At 51.3% G+C, this 17,839-nt stretch carries 22 protein-coding genes and 1 pseudogene; 16 read left to right on the top strand and 7 right to left on the bottom strand.

The genetic code is table 11. The features are described from left to right. Nucleotides 1-22: 22 nt before the first annotated feature. A complete protein-coding gene (locus WC1_RS10665; protein ID WP_016150474.1) occupies nt 23-382 on the top strand; it encodes a hypothetical protein in 360 nt (119 codons plus the stop codon). On the opposite strand, the gene WC1_RS10670 is transcribed toward WC1_RS10665, so the two are convergent. Beyond that, nucleotides 371-595 (bottom strand): hypothetical protein, encoded by a 225-nt coding sequence (locus tag WC1_RS10670; protein WP_003841703.1) that lies wholly within the window; start codon nt 593-595, stop codon nt 371-373. The two genes, WC1_RS10665 and WC1_RS10670, sit on opposite strands and share 12 nt — an antisense overlap. A gap of 165 nt (nt 596-760) precedes the next feature. Here WC1_RS10670 and WC1_RS10675 point away from each other — a divergent pair, with 165 nt between their 5' ends. From WC1_RS10675 to WC1_RS10700, 6 genes are read left to right on the top strand one after another with little or no spacing between them, the layout of a single operon-like run. Then, nucleotides 761-1,354, top strand: coding sequence for a hypothetical protein (locus tag WC1_RS10675; RefSeq protein WP_016150473.1), 594 nt, complete (start codon nt 761-763; stop codon nt 1,352-1,354). Further along, the gene (locus WC1_RS10680; RefSeq protein ID WP_016150472.1) at nt 1,354-1,938 is read left to right on the top strand and encodes a hypothetical protein; all 585 of its coding nucleotides are present in this window, start codon (nt 1,354-1,356) and stop codon (nt 1,936-1,938) included. Before WC1_RS10675 ends, WC1_RS10680 begins: the two co-directional genes overlap by 1 nt. 6 nt (nt 1,939-1,944) lie before the next feature. Beyond that, nucleotides 1,945-2,343: a DUF6950 family protein gene (locus WC1_RS10685; protein WP_016150471.1), complete on the top strand. Its 399-nt coding sequence runs from the start codon at nt 1,945-1,947 to the stop codon at nt 2,341-2,343. After that, entirely contained in the window at nt 2,343-5,063 is a 2,721-nt protein-coding gene (locus WC1_RS10690) for a phage tail tip protein J-related protein (RefSeq protein WP_016150470.1), read from the top strand. Before WC1_RS10685 ends, WC1_RS10690 begins: the two co-directional genes overlap by 1 nt. 8 nt (nt 5,064-5,071) lie before the next feature. Beyond that, a complete protein-coding gene (locus WC1_RS10695; protein WP_016150469.1) occupies nt 5,072-6,016 on the top strand; it encodes a DUF6453 family protein in 945 nt (314 codons plus the stop codon). Between the two features lie 9 nt (nt 6,017-6,025). Further along, nucleotides 6,026-7,099, top strand: coding sequence for a tail fiber domain-containing protein (locus WC1_RS10700; RefSeq protein ID WP_016150468.1), 1,074 nt, complete (start codon nt 6,026-6,028; stop codon nt 7,097-7,099). Nucleotides 7,100-7,166: 67 nt separating this feature from the next. Here WC1_RS10700 and WC1_RS10705 read toward each other — a convergent pair whose 3' ends face one another. Then, a complete protein-coding gene (locus WC1_RS10705) occupies nt 7,167-7,409 on the bottom strand; it encodes a DinI-like family protein (protein WP_016150467.1) in 243 nt (80 codons plus the stop codon). A 78-nt stretch (nt 7,410-7,487) separates the two neighbouring features. Between WC1_RS10705 and WC1_RS10710 the strand changes: the two genes are divergently transcribed. Next, nucleotides 7,488-7,820 carry a hypothetical protein gene (locus WC1_RS10710; RefSeq protein ID WP_003841689.1) on the top strand — a complete coding sequence of 111 codons (333 nt, stop codon included), beginning with the start codon at nt 7,488-7,490 and terminating at the stop codon, nt 7,818-7,820. A 191-nt stretch (nt 7,821-8,011) separates the two neighbouring features. Then, nucleotides 8,012-8,422: a hemerythrin domain-containing protein gene (locus WC1_RS10715; RefSeq protein ID WP_016150466.1), complete on the top strand. Its 411-nt coding sequence runs from the start codon at nt 8,012-8,014 to the stop codon at nt 8,420-8,422. 85 nt (nt 8,423-8,507) lie between these two features. Here the strand turns inward: WC1_RS10715 and WC1_RS10720 are convergent, their stop codons facing one another. The 3 genes and pseudogenes from WC1_RS10720 to WC1_RS10725 all read right to left on the bottom strand — a co-directional run bounded on the left by WC1_RS10720 (nt 8,508) and on the right by WC1_RS10725 (nt 9,667). Continuing rightward, nucleotides 8,508-8,747: a DinI family protein gene (locus tag WC1_RS10720; protein WP_000497460.1), complete on the bottom strand. Its 240-nt coding sequence runs from the start codon at nt 8,745-8,747 to the stop codon at nt 8,508-8,510. A gap of 261 nt (nt 8,748-9,008) precedes the next feature. Beyond that, a pseudogene (locus WC1_RS24975) lies at nt 9,009-9,104 on the bottom strand (hypothetical protein); the annotation flags it as partial. Further along, nucleotides 9,101-9,667, bottom strand: a complete 567-nt coding sequence (locus WC1_RS10725) for a hydrolase (protein WP_003841685.1) — start codon at nt 9,665-9,667, stop codon at nt 9,101-9,103. The gene WC1_RS10725 and the pseudogene WC1_RS24975, both read right to left, overlap by 4 nt. Nucleotides 9,668-9,933: 266 nt before the next feature. On the opposite strand from WC1_RS10725, the gene aspS reads away from it, so the two are divergent. From aspS to ruvB, 6 genes are all read left to right on the top strand, one after another. Further along, entirely contained in the window at nt 9,934-11,706 is a 1,773-nt protein-coding gene (aspS, locus tag WC1_RS10730; protein ID WP_003034862.1) for an aspartate--tRNA ligase, read from the top strand. Between the two features lies 1 nt (nt 11,707). Then, nucleotides 11,708-12,151: a dihydroneopterin triphosphate diphosphatase gene (nudB, locus tag WC1_RS10735; protein WP_003844155.1), complete on the top strand. Its 444-nt coding sequence runs from the start codon at nt 11,708-11,710 to the stop codon at nt 12,149-12,151. 28 nt (nt 12,152-12,179) lie between these two features. Then, nucleotides 12,180-12,923 (top strand): YebC/PmpR family DNA-binding transcriptional regulator, encoded by a 744-nt coding sequence (locus tag WC1_RS10740; protein ID WP_003034865.1) that lies wholly within the window; start codon nt 12,180-12,182, stop codon nt 12,921-12,923. 34 nt (nt 12,924-12,957) lie between these two features. After that, nucleotides 12,958-13,479, top strand: coding sequence for a crossover junction endodeoxyribonuclease RuvC (gene ruvC / locus WC1_RS10745; RefSeq protein WP_003034867.1), 522 nt, complete (start codon nt 12,958-12,960; stop codon nt 13,477-13,479). Nucleotides 13,480-13,559: 80 nt separating this feature from the next. Continuing rightward, the gene (gene ruvA, locus WC1_RS10750; protein ID WP_003034869.1) at nt 13,560-14,171 is read left to right on the top strand and encodes a Holliday junction branch migration protein RuvA; all 612 of its coding nucleotides are present in this window, start codon (nt 13,560-13,562) and stop codon (nt 14,169-14,171) included. Nucleotides 14,172-14,179: 8 nt separating this feature from the next. Beyond that, nucleotides 14,180-15,190: a Holliday junction branch migration DNA helicase RuvB gene (ruvB, locus tag WC1_RS10755; RefSeq protein WP_003034872.1), complete on the top strand. Its 1,011-nt coding sequence runs from the start codon at nt 14,180-14,182 to the stop codon at nt 15,188-15,190. Nucleotides 15,191-15,268: 78 nt separating this feature from the next. On the opposite strand, the gene znuB is transcribed toward ruvB, so the two are convergent. Together znuB and znuC are read right to left on the bottom strand one after the other, a co-directional pair. After that, entirely contained in the window at nt 15,269-16,054 is a 786-nt protein-coding gene (gene znuB / locus WC1_RS10760; RefSeq protein WP_003034874.1) for a zinc ABC transporter permease subunit ZnuB, read from the bottom strand. Then, nucleotides 16,051-16,806, bottom strand: coding sequence for a zinc ABC transporter ATP-binding protein ZnuC (gene znuC, locus WC1_RS10765; protein WP_003034877.1), 756 nt, complete (start codon nt 16,804-16,806; stop codon nt 16,051-16,053). Before znuC ends, znuB begins: the two co-directional genes overlap by 4 nt. 78 nt (nt 16,807-16,884) lie before the next feature. On the opposite strand from znuC, the gene znuA reads away from it, so the two are divergent. Beyond that, entirely contained in the window at nt 16,885-17,829 is a 945-nt protein-coding gene (znuA, locus tag WC1_RS10770) for a zinc ABC transporter substrate-binding protein ZnuA (RefSeq protein ID WP_003841677.1), read from the top strand. The last annotated feature ends 10 nt before the right edge of the window (nt 17,830-17,839 follow it).

The raw sequence follows: 17,839 nt of genomic DNA, 5'->3' as shown, positions 1-17,839 counted from the left end.
AGCCGAAAGGCAGGAGACAGTTATGACTTTAGAAGAACGAGTTGAAGTGCTGGAAAAGTCGCTTTTGCGTATGCGCCAGGCCAATAATGAGATTAACTGCGCGATTGATGAACTCAGCGCTTCTGTTCGACAGCAACTGAAAGTTAATGATAATGGACTTCAGGAGCGGGGCGACAAAGTTACATTAGCAGATGGCGGTATTACTGTTCATCTTAAAGGGGGAGGGGTTATTGTTATTAACTGTTTTAGTTCCCCTGTAAGCGAATCAGATAAATTACGCCAGGCAATGGAGAAAGCCGCTACTGCTGGTGCGGAGGCGGCTATGAAACAAATACATCAAGACTTTATTTCTCGTGGACCACTACGCCGATTACTTGACTGAGGCGGAATATAATCCATTGAGGTACTGATTAACTTCTTTTTCAAGATCCACGAGAGTGCGACTCTTCGCATCCTTAATGTATATATGATTGGTGATGCTTTCTCCGTGCTCACCATAAACGGTAAATCTGACATTTGGATCCCCGGCTTCTGGTTCGTAATCACCTGGCATTCCAATGTGTAGCAGTTGCACTTTAGACAGGTAAAACTTCATTTTATTTCCTTATCCAGAGGTAATCAGCTATCCCTCCTTAATCTGAGTGCGTCAGTGTCCCACCACTGACGGGCTGAGTAACAACCATAACCAGGTATGTAAATCAGTAACATCCTGACAAATGATCAGTAGCGCCGCTGGGCGCAGAATAATGCAGGAGAATCTATGGCTGTACTCGAATGGCCGGAAGATGTCTGTCCCGCGTCGCTGACCTGGCGACCAGAAAGTAATACCAAAACCTTTCGTTCCCCCTTCAATGGCTCATCGCAGACAGCACGCTTTCCCGGTACCCGCTGGGTCTGTTCCCTGACCTTTAATAACCTGACAGATGAAAAATCCAGACGTATAGATGCTCTGGTGGCTTCACTCGATGGCGAGTATGGCAGGGTAAAAGTTCGCGACTGGGGGAGAAGTGGCAGAGCGCCAGCGGGTGTGCCTGTTGTTGATGGTGCTAATCAGACAGGAACTCAGCTTCAGAGTAAGGGCTGGACACCAGGGGTAGTGGTGCTCAGGCAGGGCGATTATTTCACTGTTAACGACGAGCTGAAAATGGTTACAGCCGATGTAACGAGCGTGGATAACGGTACCGCAATGATTGTATTTGCGCCGATGTTGCGTGGTTCTCCGCCTGCTAATGCTGTCATTGAGGTTGCGAAACCCTACGGCATTTTCAAACTGAAGGATAACCAGCAGGGTGCCGGTAACCGTGTGCCGGGTGTTTTTACCAGTTACACGCTGGAGCTTGAGGAGGCATTTTAATGCTGTATTCCCCCTTTTCTGACTCGATGGTGGAATGGTTATCCCGCGACAGGGTGACAGTTGCTATTGCCGCTAATATTCAGTTTGAATCCGGCACCGTCTATGTGCATTCCGGTACAGGGACGCTGGTTCTCGGCGGGTATGTTTATTACGGCATGGGGCGCATGGGCTCCGTTGATGATGCCAGTGAAACCAGCACGACAAGCCCGACGCAGGTCAAAATGACCCTTTCCGGTCTGGATATGGCCCTCTTTGCCACCACGCTGAATGAGCGCTGTGTGGGCAGAAACGCCGAAATTTACCTAGTGGCCATGGATGATAGCGGCGTTGTCCAGGTTGCCGATCTCCTGTTCAAAGGGCGGGTATCCAGTACGGGGGCGACAGCCGGAGAGACGAACGCCCTGCAGTACACCATCAGTAATATTTTTGAAGACTGGCAGCGTCCTTTCCCCGATCGCTATACCGATGAATCGCAGCAGGCTGCTTATCCCGGCGACCGCATATTCCGGTATGTGGCGCAGATGTCTGAACGTTCGATTTACTGGGGTAGTAAAAAAGATGCACCAGGATTTACCTATAAGTGAGGAAGCATGAAGCATCCGGACTGGCATAACAGATTAATTACCGTAATAAGGGCCGCTGAAAAGCGGCCTTTTTTATGGGGCAGTCATGACTGCTGCCTGTTCGCGGCGGACTGCGCTCAGGCCATGTGCGGCGAGGATTTTGCGGCAGGCTGGCGCGGAACCTACGACAGCGAACATGGGGCGAAAAAGGCAATATTGCGAGGCGGTGGTTCGCTTGAAAAGGTGCTGGCCCGTTATCTCGACGAGGTGCCGGTGAAACTGGCGCAGCGTGGGGATATTGCCGTTGTTGAAAATGCCGGAGCGCGATGTGCCGGGGTGGTGTATTCCGGCGTTGTATGGGTTCCTGGCGAAACTGGTCTTGTCAGTCTGCGGGTTAAACCGCTGAGTGTCTGGAGGGTGCGTTAATGCCTGCTGCTGTTCCTATTGTTGCCACCATTGCCGCAGGTGTGGCGGCGGCAAATGAAATGTATGCCATTGCGATGGTTATCACCGTCGCCGCACAGATTGCCACTCAGGCACTGACCAAGACCCCGTCGCTGAATTCCTACCGTGATACGTCTGAACGCAAACAGGTTCTGCGCGCAGCGGCCAGTGCTAAAACCGTTGTTTATGGTCGTTCCACATCTGCTGGCACTCTGTTCTTTTCCGAAGAGCAGGCTGGCGAACAGGATGATGGTGAAATGTTGCATCTGGCCATTGCTCTGGCGGGACACCCGTTATCCGGTGTACAGACTGTCTGGCTGGGTGATGAGCCTATCAGTAGCTATCCTGAGCATGCCTTTTTCGAGTTGCACACCAATCGCCAGACGGCGGACCCGTACATGCTGGAACACTGCCCGTCATGGAAAGAAGACATGATCGGGAAAGGGATCACCTGGCTGCGTGTAAGTCTGAAATTCAATGCTGAAAAATTCCCGGCAGGCATCCCTAACATCAAGGTCGAAAAGCAGGGGCGGGCTATTTATGACCCGCGTACCGGGTTGACGGGTTACAGCAATAACGCTGCGCTGGTTATCCTGGACTATTACCGCAATTACCTGAAAGTGCCCGACACCGATATTCTCTGGGATCAGTTTAAGGAAGCGGCGAATATCTGTGATGAGGATGTGATTACTGGAGGTAATACCGTTGAGAAGCGCTATACCATCAACGGTGAGTTCGATCTCAGTGAAAACAAAGTCAGTATTCTGGAAGGGATGCTGGCAGCATGCGCCGGGGATGTAACGTATACCGCGGGCAAACATGGCCTTCTGGTTGGGGCTTATTATGGCCCCGCGACAGAGGTGATCACTGAGAGCCAGCTGGCCGGTGATATTGAAATCATGCCGGAAGTCTCTCAGGCGGAACGCGTTAACACCATCAAGGGGACGTTTGTTGATCCGCAGCAGGGGTATACAGAAGCTGATTTCCCCTCTGTGTCTGTCAGTGAATGGGTGACGGAAGACGGCGTGGAAATATCGCAGGATATGAAGCTGCGATTTGTGACCTCTGAATTTCAGGCCCAGCGTCTGGCAGACGTGAAGTTAAAGCGCACCCGCATCGCCAGAACCATGAACGTTACGTTAAACCTGAGCGGGTACCGTTATCGCCCGGGAATGTATGTGAAGGTGAATTTCCCGTCTATCGGTATCGTGAATGTTGAGATGCGGGTAACAGACTGGAAGTTTGGCGTTCAGAACGGTGTGCAACTGACGCTGAAGCAGGAAACAGCAGATGTCTGGGGGGACGCCATCGGTAAACCGATCGAGCGACCTCCATTCACTCAGTTGCCGTCAGGTGGCGTGGCGCAGCCGCAGAACCTGAAATACACCGTGGAGGAAATTGGTCAGGTCGTACAGGGCATTTTGTCCTGGCAGAACATCGGGCAGGTGGTCTACAACAAAGTGATCATTCGTCGCAATGGTCAGATGGTCATGTCCGTCCAGGTTCCGGGGACGTTTACGCGTCTTACAGGATTACCGAAAAATACCTACACAGCACACGTTATTGCTGTAAACCAGATGGGGGCAGAGTCGCCGGAAGGGTATCTGGAATTCAGCATCGAAGCCCCGCCAGCACCTTCCCATGTTGATATTGAACAGGGTTTCTTTGCCATTACTCTGATCCCCCGTATGGCTGCAATCACCAGTGTTTCCACGCAGTTTGATTTCTGGACGTCAGGCGAAACAAAGCTACCCAACACCTCAACAGCCACGGTGGAAGGGAATGCCAGCCGCGAGGGGATGGGAACGACCTGGACCAGTAATCAGTTAAAGATTGGCCATACCTATTACTGGTACATCAGGACGATTAATGCCTTTGGCGCCTCCGGCTTTATCGAGGTACCGGCGCTGTGTTCCATGGATACTGGCGGGCTGATTGACATCATTGATGACCAGATTCAGAACTCTGATGCGTTCCAGAATATTAAGTCCGGTGTTGATACGAATCTGGAAGGCATTATGGAAAATGCGCTGGCAAACCACGGAACCGTTGAACATCAGTGGGTGCAGTACGGTGAGGTTCGCGCGGACATATTGATTGTGAAAACAACAGTCGCAACCGCAGAGCAGGGGCTTGCTGATTTATCCACCTATGTACAGGCTCAAATAGGACCGGAAGGAAGCCTGACTTCTGCGGTCAACCAGAAAATGACGGCTGAAGTAAAAAGTGACGGAACAGCCAAAGCCTCTTACACCCTGAATATGGGCATTGTGCGAGACGGTGTTAAATACAATACCGGATTTGGCATGTCTATTGAGCCATCAGGAAACAGCTATAAATCCACAGTTGTATTTGCCGCCGATCAGTTCGGTATTTACTCCGGTAACAATCCAGGTAACTGGCAGGCTGCATTTTTTGTCTATAACGGGCAGGTATTTATTCGCAGCGCATTAATTCAGGAAGCATCCATCGATTTTGCGAAAATTACCGACTCACTTCAGTCTGCGAACTTCGTCCCAGGTGGTGGTGGGCGTGGATGGAATTTACCGAAATCTGGTAGCCCAGAATTCCATGGAAAACTCTATGCCGACAGTGGTGAGTTTGCATTTAACGGAGTGAATAACGTTACTCGCATTGACGGAAACGGGATCACTGTAAATCTCTCGGGAGGTGGTCGCGTTGTTGTTGGACGCTGGACATAAGGTGAACTATGCCTGAAGGAATTCTGATCGACTACAATGATGGACGCCCGGCAATGGCAATTACTGCAGGGCTGCGTGCCCCAAGTTTTTGCACATCCTTCTCGGGCTGGTCATCCCAGTCAATGCAGTACCCGGTCAATACGCCACTTGTTCCCGGCTCACTGGCTATCGTGGTACCCACCAATCCCATTTACATCTATTCCTTCGCTGAATTTGATGTGGCCATTATGACCAGCGTCACCCGAAACGGTGATTCAGGAGTGATTATCGGTGCTGAGACAATCGGCGGAAAAAGCCTTATCCCTGACTGGTCAGGCTACGTCATGGAGCTACTGCCCGCGGCGACTTATAACGAAGGGCTGTTTATTTCAAACTCGACTGACTTCACTGCGATATCCAACCAGGCCGCGCTGATGACCTGCGCTTTTTCCGGGCGCATTACGGTTAGTGGCAGTGCGCCGCTTCCGGTGAGCGGTATTCCTTTTGGGAAATGGGATAACCCGAATGTGTCGGTGGGGTTTGACGGCGGCAACATCATCGTGCGCGATATTTCCTACACAGGGCGTGATGACTTAGAAGGCACAGCGACGATTGACCTGGTGATATTCAACCAGACGGCTCCTGTCGGTGGCGACGGTATCACAATGACCAACGCCGCAGGCCAGGTCACGTTCTCCACGCTGAAACGCCCGTTTGTCTATGACCGCCAAATTCAGATTACTGACGCCTTTCAGGATATTGGCGGTGGATTCTGCCAGATAGTCTATACCGGCGTTCAGGTACGAATGAGTGGTGGATGGGGAAATATCAGAACCAAAGGCGTGGTCATGTCAGGCGGTAGCGTCAGGTCGGCCTATAACAAAGTGTTTGCGAACCGTAATTCAGGCGCATGGGATATGACCCGAAACAGAAATATCGCCATGCCCATTCTTATTCTTCCAAACATGTACTGAGGAAAAACTATGTCAGCAGGAATCTTAACCCTGACCAATAATTCAGCAGCCGTAACTGGAAGCGGAACTGCCTTTACTACTGAGCTGGCAGCCGGTGACTTTATTGTTGTGACCGTGGGAGGCACACCCTACACAAGACCCGTACTGGCGGTTAATAGCGATACATCACTGACGCTCATCAGTAATTACTTTGGGCCAACACAATCAGGAGTTGCCTGGAACGCGCTTCCCCGGGTAGCACTGAATATGGTAACCGCCGCGCTGGTGACACAGAGTGAAGAGGCGCTTCGCGGTCTGAATTACGACAAGCGGAACTGGCAGCAGTTTTTCACTGCTGATGGTGATGTCACAATGACGCTTCCAGATACCAGCCAGACGACAGGACCATCAGCGAAAAAATTAATCAGTAGCGTGGGTGGCAAAGCTGATAAAACAGATCTGGATAAAAAGGCAGACTCACATTTTCCGAGTTTTACCGGGATAATGAATTTTGATAGAGGTGCCGCATCAATATACCAGTCATCAGATGTGATGATTATGAGGACTGCCGGCGTTGATCGCTTGCAGCTGAGCTCGAATGGAATTTATTTAGTCAGCGTCATGGATGCGGCGGGGGGGTATCGTTCACGTCAGGGGCAAAGTGGGGCGACAACATCAAACGTCTGGAATTTTCACTGGAACGGCTCACTCAATGCATGGGTTGATTCGTCTAACGTCGGTCAGGTGTCACTTGTCAATACATCAGATAAATTTCTGAAGAAAGACATCATTTATCAGTCAGATGAATCGCCAATATTTTACAACCAATGCCTTGATGAGGTATTGCGCTGGAAACCTGCATTATTCAAATATAAAGAGCGCGGGGTTATTCCGGAATCTGATGAGAAGCTCGGGTTTATTGCAAACGACCTTGTTGAAGTATCACCCGAGTGTGTTACCGGAGAGGGTTTGAAAGAAGACTTTGATCCACTCAACCCAGTCGGGGCGTATAGTCTGAACGAAGTCGCAATGCTTGCAAAACTGACCGGAGCAATTCAGGCATTGCAGAAACAAATTACTGAACTTCAGGGCAGTAGGGTGTGATGCCTTTCTTGTGATATGAATTGCCGCAGTCACGTCGTATGCAGAACGGACTGCGGCAGACCGTCACTTAATCTGAAACCAGCCAGAACTCAGCCTCTTCAAACATTTCCTGAACAGTTCGGCTTATCTGTTCCTTCTCGTGCTTGCTGGCGTCAGTGTTGATCGCCGGCAATGTCATCATCGGTTTAACCCGGACATCAGCATCGGGGAAGATCCGGTGAACCCTCTTACTCAATTCGCCCAGAATGATATCTTTCGCACCGGGCAGACCATCAAAATTCCTTTTGTCATAAACGAGTTCCACGAACATTGCTTATTGCCTCTTTACTGGATGAATATACAGTATTTATACTGTGTTTTTATCCGGTATTCAAGAGAGGGCGTAAACATGGGCTTTCCTTCACCAGCTACCGACTATATAGAGCAGCGGGTTACGCCAGCCAGTGTCTGCATGACTCCCGACAGTCGCATCCTCGAGACGTCGGCGGGTTATGCGATCATCGTCCCGGTCACGCGCCCACAGCAGGGTGATGCGCTGTTGATTCTGTCCGGAGGTCGGACGCAGTTTGCGAAGCTTAGGGGGAAAGCGTTAATCACGGATGACGGCGAAGCGATCGAAGGTGATGCAGCTGAAGAGGCTGAGGTTATGAGGCGGGTGACGCACTTTATCAACAGCACTGATGCTGCGATATCTCTTGAGGCGGCATTGGCGCAGTTTTGAGACATATGTACGATAGAAAAATTCCGAAGATTGGCAATAGATCTCTTTATATTTGCATTCAAATTTTGTTTATTATGTATTTACATAACGTAAATTTATAAAATTTAATAAAAACAACTCAGATTGCTAATTTTTAAAGATGCATTTAATATATATGTTATAAATTGCAAAGCTCATTAAGGGATTCCCCAGTGAATATTGATAAAATGAAGATCCAGCATGCCGAGATTATCCATAAAATTAGCCGCCTCAGGGAGCTTAGCCGGGCGGGTGTGACGGCTCATGCGCAAGAAATCGCTCAAACCGTTATCAGTATGAGTTCTGTGATTAAAGTACACCTTTCTGCCGAAGATCAGTTTTTATATCCTTATCTGGAAAAGGTGAACGATCAAAAGCTAAAAACAATGAGCGTAAATTTTCAGCGCGAGATGGTTGATATTGTTGCCGAGTATGAAAAGTTTTCCCGTCGCTGGAATACGGCAAATAAGCTTATCAATTGTGACGAGGCATTTCGCCGCGACGCGAATGTAGTGTTGCGCAAGGTGCATGAACGAATGCAGCGCGAGGATCATAATTTTTATCCGCTGGTAGAGCAGCTTTAAAAAAGGGCGGCAATGGTTCATCCAATACGGGAATTTGGTTTCCCGTATCCAGAAAGGTATGAAAAGGACTTGGTAAAAGCTGGCACTACTCCGAAACTAACCACATATCGGATTCTTCAAACATTTCCTCCAGCATGCGGTTCAGCTTCTCCCGATCGCTTTTGCTGGCATCGCTGTTTAAGCCGTTCGCCTGCATCGGCTTAACCTTCACTTCTGCATCCGGAAAGATCCGGTGCACTCGCTTTGTTAACTCATTCAGAATTATTTCTCTGGCACCTGTTAATCCTTCAACATTCCGTTTGTCGTACACCAACTCAACGAACATACCGCCTCCAAAGCAACAATGATTTTGCACGCAATTTATACTGTTTATTTATACAGCGTCAACGGTTGGGCACGTAGCTTTTTAAGGAAGGTTTTTGGGGCATGTATGGGGCATAAATGCCAGTTTTGGGGCATGGTTGGGACATTTTAACTCATATGAACTTAACCGAATTTCATATGGAGGCGTCTTATAATGCACTGATTAACCTAAAGAAAACACATGCTCTTGGGCGTTCTTTAGTGATTTTAAAAATTACCGCGTCACGCAGTTAAAGTGGCGGGCATACTCTTCAAGACTTGTGATCCCCAAACGCACCCATTTTGGATGCGACCACTGGGGTAAACCGATATAGATCATAGCGCTTGCAAAATCTCTTCCACGCTGCGAACGCGCGCAATGCGGGGGAAAATGTGAGTCATGCTGCCCAGGTGTTGCTCAGCACTGGCGGCACTACAGGCATCCTCTGCAATGATAAGACTGAAACCCAGCTCCCACGCATTTCGCGCCGTCGACTCAACGCCAATGTTCGTAGAGATGCCGCACAGGACGATGGTATCGATACCCCGGCGACGCAGCTGCAATTCCAGATCGGTGCCGTAGAATGCGCCCCACTGGCGTTTGGTTACTTCGAGGTCGCTGGTGCATTTACCCAGAGCAGCCGGGTAATCCCACCAGTTTTCGGGCAATGCTTTTGCTGGAGTCTGAGCATCTACTGGTTGTTTTAGCGCTTCGGCGTAATCGTCAGACCACCCGACGCGCACCATTACCACCGGGGAACCGTGGGTACGGAATTTTTCCGCCAACTGCGCGGCGCGGGCAACCACAGCGTGTGCCGTATGAGGTCCGCCAGCGAAAGGCAGGATCCCTTCCTGTAAGTCAATCACGACAAGGGCGGTTGTTTTTGCGTTCAGTTCCAGCATGGTCACTCCAGTAAAAAAATAGAATTCCGTTACACCTTAAGCGCGAATCAGTGTGAAAGGGGCGACAATTTTTGTTATTTTTTGTGAGATTACGCAATGCCCGTCCAGGAAACAGGCGTACAGTCAGTACCGGACTTATCGTGCGGCAGAATTTCCAGTATAATAGCCGCCTTTTTTCATTCAGTTGTGACATTCAGCTAAAGCTGCGACTTCGTCATCTGCGAGACAGGTGACAATCCGCCTGCGGCAAAGTTAAGGGATATCTCATGCGTACAGAATATTGCGGACAGCTACGTCTGTCCCACGAGGGGCAGCAGGTGACTCTGTGTGGTTGGGTCAACCGTCGTCGTGATCTTGGTAGCCTGATCTTTATCGATATGCGCGACCGCGAAGGTATCGTGCAGGTATTTTTCGATCCGGACCGTGCGGACGCGTTAAAGCTGGCCTCCGAACTGCGTAATGAGTTCTGCATCCAGGTTACGGGCACCGTGCGTGCGCGTGACGCGAAAAACGTCAACGCCGAGATGGCGACGGGCGAAATTGAAGTGCTGGCCTCCGATCTGACCATCATCAACCGTTCAGACTCGCTGCCGTTGGACTCTAACCACGTCAACACCGAAGAAGCGCGACTGAAGTATCGCTATTTAGATCTGCGTCGCCCTGAAATGGCGCAGCGCCTGAAAACGCGTGCCAAAATTACCAGTCTGGTGCGTCGTTTTATGGACGACCACGGCTTCCTCGACATCGAAACACCGATGCTGACCAAAGCGACGCCGGAAGGCGCGCGCGATTACCTGGTACCTTCTCGCGTACATAAAGGTAAATTCTACGCGCTGCCGCAATCACCTCAGTTGTTTAAACAACTGCTGATGATGTCTGGCTTTGACCGCTACTATCAGATCGTAAAATGCTTCCGTGATGAAGACTTACGTGCTGACCGTCAGCCTGAATTTACCCAGATCGACGTTGAGACTTCCTTCATGACCGCACCGCAGGTGCGTGAAGTGATGGAAGCGCTGGTGCGTAATCTGTGGCTGGAAGTTAAAGGGGTGGATCTGGGTGATTTCCCGATCATGACCTTTGCCGAAGCTGAGCGTCGTTACGGTTCCGATAAACCAGACCTGCGTAACCCGATGGAGCTGGTTGACGTTGCCGATCTGGTGAAAGACGTTGAGTTCGCAGTGTTCTCTGGTCCGGCAAACGATGCGAAAGGCCGCGTAGCTGCTCTGCGTGTACCGGGCGGTGCCGCACTGAGCCGTAAGCAAATTGACGATTACGGCAACTTTATTAAGATTTACGGCGCGAAAGGTCTGGCTTACATCAAAGTCACCGAGCGTGCGAAAGGTCTGGAAGGTATCACCAGCCCGGTTGCTAAGTTCCTGAACGCAGAAATCGTGGAAGCGATTCTGGCGCGTACCGGTGCGCAAGACGGCGACATGATTTTCTTCGGTGCCGACAACAAGAAAGTGGTTGCCGACGCGATGGGCGCGCTGCGTCTGAAACTGGGTAAAGACCTGAACATTACCGACGAAGCCAAATGGGCTCCGCTGTGGGTTATCGACTTCCCAATGTTTGAAGACGATGGTGAAGGCGGACTGACCGCAATGCACCACCCGTTCACCGCGCCGAAAGATATGACGGCCGCTGAGCTGAAAGCTGCGCCGGAAGACGCGGTTGCTAACGCATACGATATGGTTATCAACGGCTACGAAGTGGGCGGCGGTTCCGTGCGTATTCACAACGGCGACATGCAGCAGACCGTATTTGGTATTCTGGGCATTAACGAGCAAGAGCAGCGTGAGAAATTCGGCTTCCTGCTGGATGCGCTAAAATATGGTACGCCACCGCATGCGGGCCTGGCGTTTGGTCTGGACCGTCTGACTATGCTGCTGACCGGTACTGACAACATTCGTGACGTTATTGCTTTCCCGAAAACCACTGCTGCAGCGTGTCTGATGACTGAAGCGCCGAGCTTTGCCAACGAAGCTGCGCTGGCGGAACTGAGCATTCAGGTTGTTAAGAAGGCCGAGAATAACTGATATGAGATACAAACAGCCTGTCTCGGTGTTAGTCGTGATTTATGCAAAGGACACCGGGAGAGTGCTGATGTTACAGCGACGCGACGATCCTGATTTCTGGCAGTCGGTCACCGGCAGCCTTGAAGAGGGTGAAACCGCGTCGCAAGCCGCTATGCGCGAAGTAAAGGAAGAGGTCGCCATTGATGTTGCATCTGAGCAACTGACCTTAATTGACTGTCAGCGCACGGTGGAGTTTGAGATTTTTAGCCATTTACGTCATCGCTATGCACCGGGAATTGAACGAAATACTGAATCCTGGTTTTGCCTGGCACTTCCCTCAGAACGAGAGATCGTGTTCACCGAACATCTGACCTATCGTTGGGTTAATGCGGTTGAAGCCGCCCAATTAACCAAGTCGTGGAGTAACCGGCAGGCGATTGAAGAGTTTGTAATTAACGTCGCCTGAAAAGGCGCGCTTTTTGGAGATATTATTTATGGCAGGTCATAGTAAATGGGCCAACACCAGACACCGTAAAGCAGCGCAGGATGCTAAACGCGGTAAAATTTTCACCAAAATAATTCGTGAGCTGGTGACGGCGGCAAAACTCGGCGGCGGCGATCCGGACGCTAACCCGCGTCTGCGTGCAGCGGTTGATAAAGCGCTGGCTAACAACATGACCCGTGACACCCTGAACCGTGCAATCGCGCGCGGTGTGGGTGGTGATGAAGATTCCAACATGGAAACCATCATCTATGAAGGTTATGGTCCTGGCGGTACAGCCGTTATGATTGAATGTCTGTCTGACAACCGTAACCGTACTGTTGCGGAAGTGCGTCACGCGTTCACGAAAACTGGCGGCAACCTCGGTACCGACGGTTCCGTGGCTTACCTGTTCAGCAAAAAAGGCGTGATCTCCTTTGAACAAGGCGACGAAGACGCCATCATGGAAGCGGCGCTGGAAGCAGGTGCTGAAGACGTGGTGACCTTCGACGACGGCGCAATTGACGTTTACACCGCGTGGGAAGAGATGGGTAAAGTGCGTGACGCGCTGGAAGCGGCGGGTCTGAAAGCGGACGCGGCTGAAGTGTCTATGATTCCATCCACCAAAGCAGATATGGATGCAGAAACAGCGCCGAAGTTGTTGCGTCTGATCGATATGCTGGAAGACTGCGACGACGTGCAGGAAGTTTACCATAACGGCGAGATCTCTGATGAGGTTGCAGCTACCTTAGAATGAGGTGGCTGTACCGCAACCTGACAGGAGGTGCGTGATGTCTATCATTCTCGGCATTGACCCGGGGTCGCGCATCACCGGCTATGGCGTTATTCGTCAGGTCGGAAGACAGCTGACCTACCTCGGCAGCGGTTGTATCCGCACCAAAGTCGACGATCTCCCGTCACGCCTGAAGTTAATTTACGCGGGCGTGACGGAAATCATCACCCAGTTCCAGCCGGACTATTTTGCCATTGAGCAGGTCTTTATGGCGAAGAACGCTGACTCGGCGCTAAAGCTTGGACAGGCACGCGGCGTGGCAATCGTTGCGGCGACCAATCAGGATCTACCGGTATTTGAATACGCGGCCCGCCAGGTAAAACAGACTGTGGTGGGGATCGGTAGTGCGGAAAAAAGCCAGGTCCAGCATATGGTGCGCACGCTGCTAAAACTCCCGGCGAATCCGCAGGCGGATGCCGCGGATGCGCTGGCGATAGCTATTACCCACTGCCATGTCAGTCAGAATGCCATGCAAATGAGCGAGTCGAGGCTGAATCTGGCGCGAGGTCGATTACGTTAGTGACAAATGAGGCTGGATATCTATCCAGCCTTTTTTTATGATAGCGCATTACCTTTTAGCCCTTAACGCAGGAGCGTCACGTGATAGGCAGACTCAGAGGCATCATTATTGAAAAACAACCCCCGCTGGTCCTTCTGGAAACGGGTGGGGTAGGCTATGAAGTGCACATGCCAATGACCTGTTTCTACGAGTTGCCGGAAGCCGGGCAGGAAGCGATTATCTTCACCCATTTTGTGGTGCGTGAAGACGCTCAACTGCTGTATGGCTTTAACAACAAGCAAGAGCGCACGCTGTTTAAAGAGTTAATCAAAACCAATGGCGTGGGGCCGAAGCTGGCGCTGGCGATCCTCTCCGGAATGTCTGCGCAGCAGTTTGTTAATGCCGTTGAGCGCGAAGAGCTTGGCGCGTTAGTGAAATTACCGGGCATTGGTAAGAAAACCGCAGAGCGTTTGATTGTTGAAATGAAAGACCGCTTTAAAGGCCTGCATGGTGACCTCTTTACCCCGGCGGCGGATCTGGTTCTGACCTCTCCGGCCAGTCCGACAACGGACGACGCCGAGCAGGAAGCGGTTGCTGCGCTGGTGGCGTTGGGCTATAAACCACAAGAAGCCAGCCGCATGGTGAGCAAAATTGCCCGCCCTGATGCCAGCAGTGAAACCCTGATTCGTGAAGCGCTTCGCGCGGCATTGTGAGGTAAAGGATGATTGAAGCAGATCGCCTGATTTCGGCTGTCAGCACGACCCCTGAAGACCTGGTGGATCGTGCGATCCGCCCTAAATTGCTGGAAGAGTATATTGGCCAGCCTCAGGTCCGTTCGCAAATGGAGATTTTTATCCAGGCGGCGAAGCTGCGTGGTGACGCTCTCGATCACCTGCTGATTTTCGGTCCTCCAGGTCTTGGTAAAACCACGCTTGCCAATATTGTCGCCAATGAAATGGGCGTTAATCTGCGCACCACGTCCGGTCCGGTACTGGAAAAAGCGGGTGACCTGGCGGCAATGCTTACCAACCTTGAACCCCACGATGTGCTGTTTATCGATGAAATCCATCGTCTTTCACCGGTGGTGGAAGAGGTGCTGTATCCGGCGATGGAAGATTATCAGCTGGATATCATGATTGGTGAAGGGCCGGCTGCACGTTCGATCAAGATCGATCTGCCACCGTTTACGCTAATCGGGGCGACGACGCGCGCCGGGTCGTTAACGTCTCCGTTGCGTGACCGTTTTGGTATTGTACAGCGCCTGGAATTCTATCAGGTGGCTGATCTGCAGCACATTGTAGGACGCAGTGCGCGTTTTATGGGCCTGGAAATGAGCGATGAAGGCGCGCTGGAAGTGGCACGCCGCGCCCGCGGTACGCCGCGTATTGCCAACCGCTTATTACGCCGGGTACGTGATTTCGCCGAAGTGAAGCATGACGGCACGATTTCAGCAGATATCGCCGCTCAGGCGCTGGATATGCTCAATGTGGATGCGGAAGGATTTGATTATATGGATCGTAAGCTGCTGCTGGCGGTTATCGACAAATTCTTTGGCGGACCGGTCGGACTGGATAACCTGGCAGCGGCGATCGGGGAAGAGCGTGAAACCATTGAGGACGTGCTTGAGCCATATCTGATTCAGCAAGGTTTTCTGCAGCGTACGCCGCGTGGACGTATGGCAACCGTGCGCGCCTGGAACCATTTTGGCATTACGCCGCCACAAATGCCTTAATGCATGATGTCGCTACGCTTATAAGGCCTGGGCGATTTTGTAGGCCCGGTAAGCGCAGCGCCACCGGGCAACGCATGCTTAGCTCGCTTGCTTTTTCATCATGCTGAAAATAAACAGCAGCGCGGCACACAGCACCACGGAGGGACCTGCCGGGGTGTCATAGAAGGCCGAGAAGGTCAGCCCACCTGTAACCGCTATCATTCCCACACCAACGGCAACTCCTGCCATCTGTTCCGGCGTACGGGCAAAGCGACGGGCGGTCGCCGCAGGGATAATAAGCAGCGAGGTGATAATCAACGCCCCGACAAACTTCATCGCCACGCCAATCGTTAACGCCGTAACCAGCATCAGCAGCAGCTTCACGCGTTGCAGCTTCACGCCATCGACAAATGCCAGATCCGGACTGATGGTCATCGACAGCAGGTTACGCCACTGCCAGAACAGAATCGCCAGAACAATAACCACGCCGATGGCGATGGAGATAAGATCTTCAGGCGTCACGGCGAGCAAATCACCAAACAGGTAAGCCATCAGATCCACACGGATGTTGGACATCAGGCTGACGACAACCAGCCCCAGCGACAATGCACTATGCGCCATAATGCCCAGTAAGGTATCGATCGCGAGGTGAGGGCGCTTTTCAAGCCATACCAGACCGCCAGCCAGCAACAAAGTGACGGCGATAACCGCATAGAAAGGGTTTACATCCAGCAGCAGGCCAAAGGCGACTCCCAGCAGCGAAGCGTGGGCCAGCGTATCACCGAAATAAGACATTCGACGCCAGACCACAAACGAGCCGAGTGGGCCAGCAGCACAGGCCAGCATGATCCCGGCTAACCAACCGGGTAATAACAATTCAATCATGAGTGACCATTTCCCCGGCGTAAGACGATACGACCCTGTAAATCGTGGCGGTGGTTGTGATTATGACGGTAAATTCCGAGTTGTTCGGCGCCGCGTTGCCCGAACATTGAGATGAATTCCGGGTGCATGGAAACCACTTCCGGTGCACCGGAACAGCAAATATGATGGTTCAGGCACAGTACTTCATCGGTTTTGGCCATCACCAGATGCAGGTCATGGGAAACCATCAGTACGGCGCAATCCAGTTCACGTCGCAACTGGTCGATAAGGTCGTACAGTGCGACCTGCCCATTGACATCCACGCCCTGGGTCGGCTCATCTAGCACCAGTAGCTGAGGTTTATTCAATAAAGCACGGGCTAACAGGACGCGTTGCGTTTCCCCGCCAGAGAGCTTTTGCATCGGCGCATTCATCAGATGTCCGGCCTGAACGCGCTTCAGTGCCGGAAGGATATCCTCTTTTTTGGTGCCGGGACGTAAGCGCATAAACCTGCTTACCGTCAGCGGAAGCGTAGTATCGAGGTACAGTTTTTGCGGTACATAGCCAATCCGCAATTGGCCATTACGCTTGATAACTCCCTCATCAGCCGCTACCAGTCCTAATACAACGCGCACCAGCGTAGACTTCCCGGCACCATTTGGGCCGAGAAGCGTTAAAATTTTACCGGGTCGAAGTTCAAGCGATACGTCAGACAGGACGCGGCGTTGACCATAAGAGACCGAGACATTTTCCAGTGAAACCAAAGTCGTCATATCAATTTTAGTCTTGCAGAAGTTATAGAATGTTATAATATCACATTTCTTACATTCATTACGATGATTGGTCGCATTATGTTACATAAAAATACGCTTCTTTTCGCAGCATTATCCGCTGCTCTTTGGGGTAGTGCAACACAGGCAGCAAATGCTGCTGTGGTGGCCTCGCTCAAGCCGCTGGGATTTATTGCTTCGGCCATTGCGGACGGGGTAACAGACACTGAAGTTTTGCTGCCTGACGGGGCTTCCGAACACGACTATTCACTGCGTCCATCAGACGTAAAACGCTTACAGGGCGCGGACTTAGTCGTTTGGATTGGCCCTGAGATGGAAGCGTTTATGGAAAAGTCAGTTAAGAATATTCCTAACGCGAAACTGGTAACGATTGCGCAGCTCAATGACGTGAAACCGTTACTCATGAAAGGTGCTGACGACGACGATGACGATCATGGACACAATGATGCTGGCAGTGAAAAAAGTGACGAGCATCACCATCATGGCGATTACAACATGCATCTTTGGCTTTCCCCAGAGATAGCGCGGGCCTCAGCGGTTGCAATCCATGAAAAATTAGTGGAACTTATGCCGCAAAGTCGAGCCAAACTTGACGCCAACCTGAAGGATTTTGAGGCACAATTAGCCGCAACCGATAAGCAGGTAGGTAACGAGCTCGCACCGCTCAAGGGAAAAGGTTATTTCGTTTTTCATGACGCCTATGGCTACTACGAAAAACACTACGGACTAACACCGCTTGGTCACTTTACCGTGAACCCTGAGATTCAACCTGGTGCGCAGCGTTTACATGAAATAAGAACACAGTTGGTTGAGCAAAAAGCAACCTGCGTTTTTGCTGAGCCACAGTTCAGGCCAGCGGTCGTTGAAGCCGTCGCGAGAGGGACATCCGTTCGAATGGGAACGTTGGATCCGCTCGGTACGAATATCAAACTGGGTAAAACAAGCTATTCAGCGTTTTTGAACCAATTAGCCAACCAGTATGCGAGCTGCCTGAAAGGAGATTAATGAGGAAGTG

This window comes from Citrobacter sp. KTE30 (genome assembly GCF_000398825.1).
Classification (GTDB): domain Bacteria; phylum Pseudomonadota; class Gammaproteobacteria; order Enterobacterales; family Enterobacteriaceae; genus Citrobacter; species Citrobacter freundii.
This window is presented reverse-complemented; position numbering and strand designations above follow the sequence as displayed.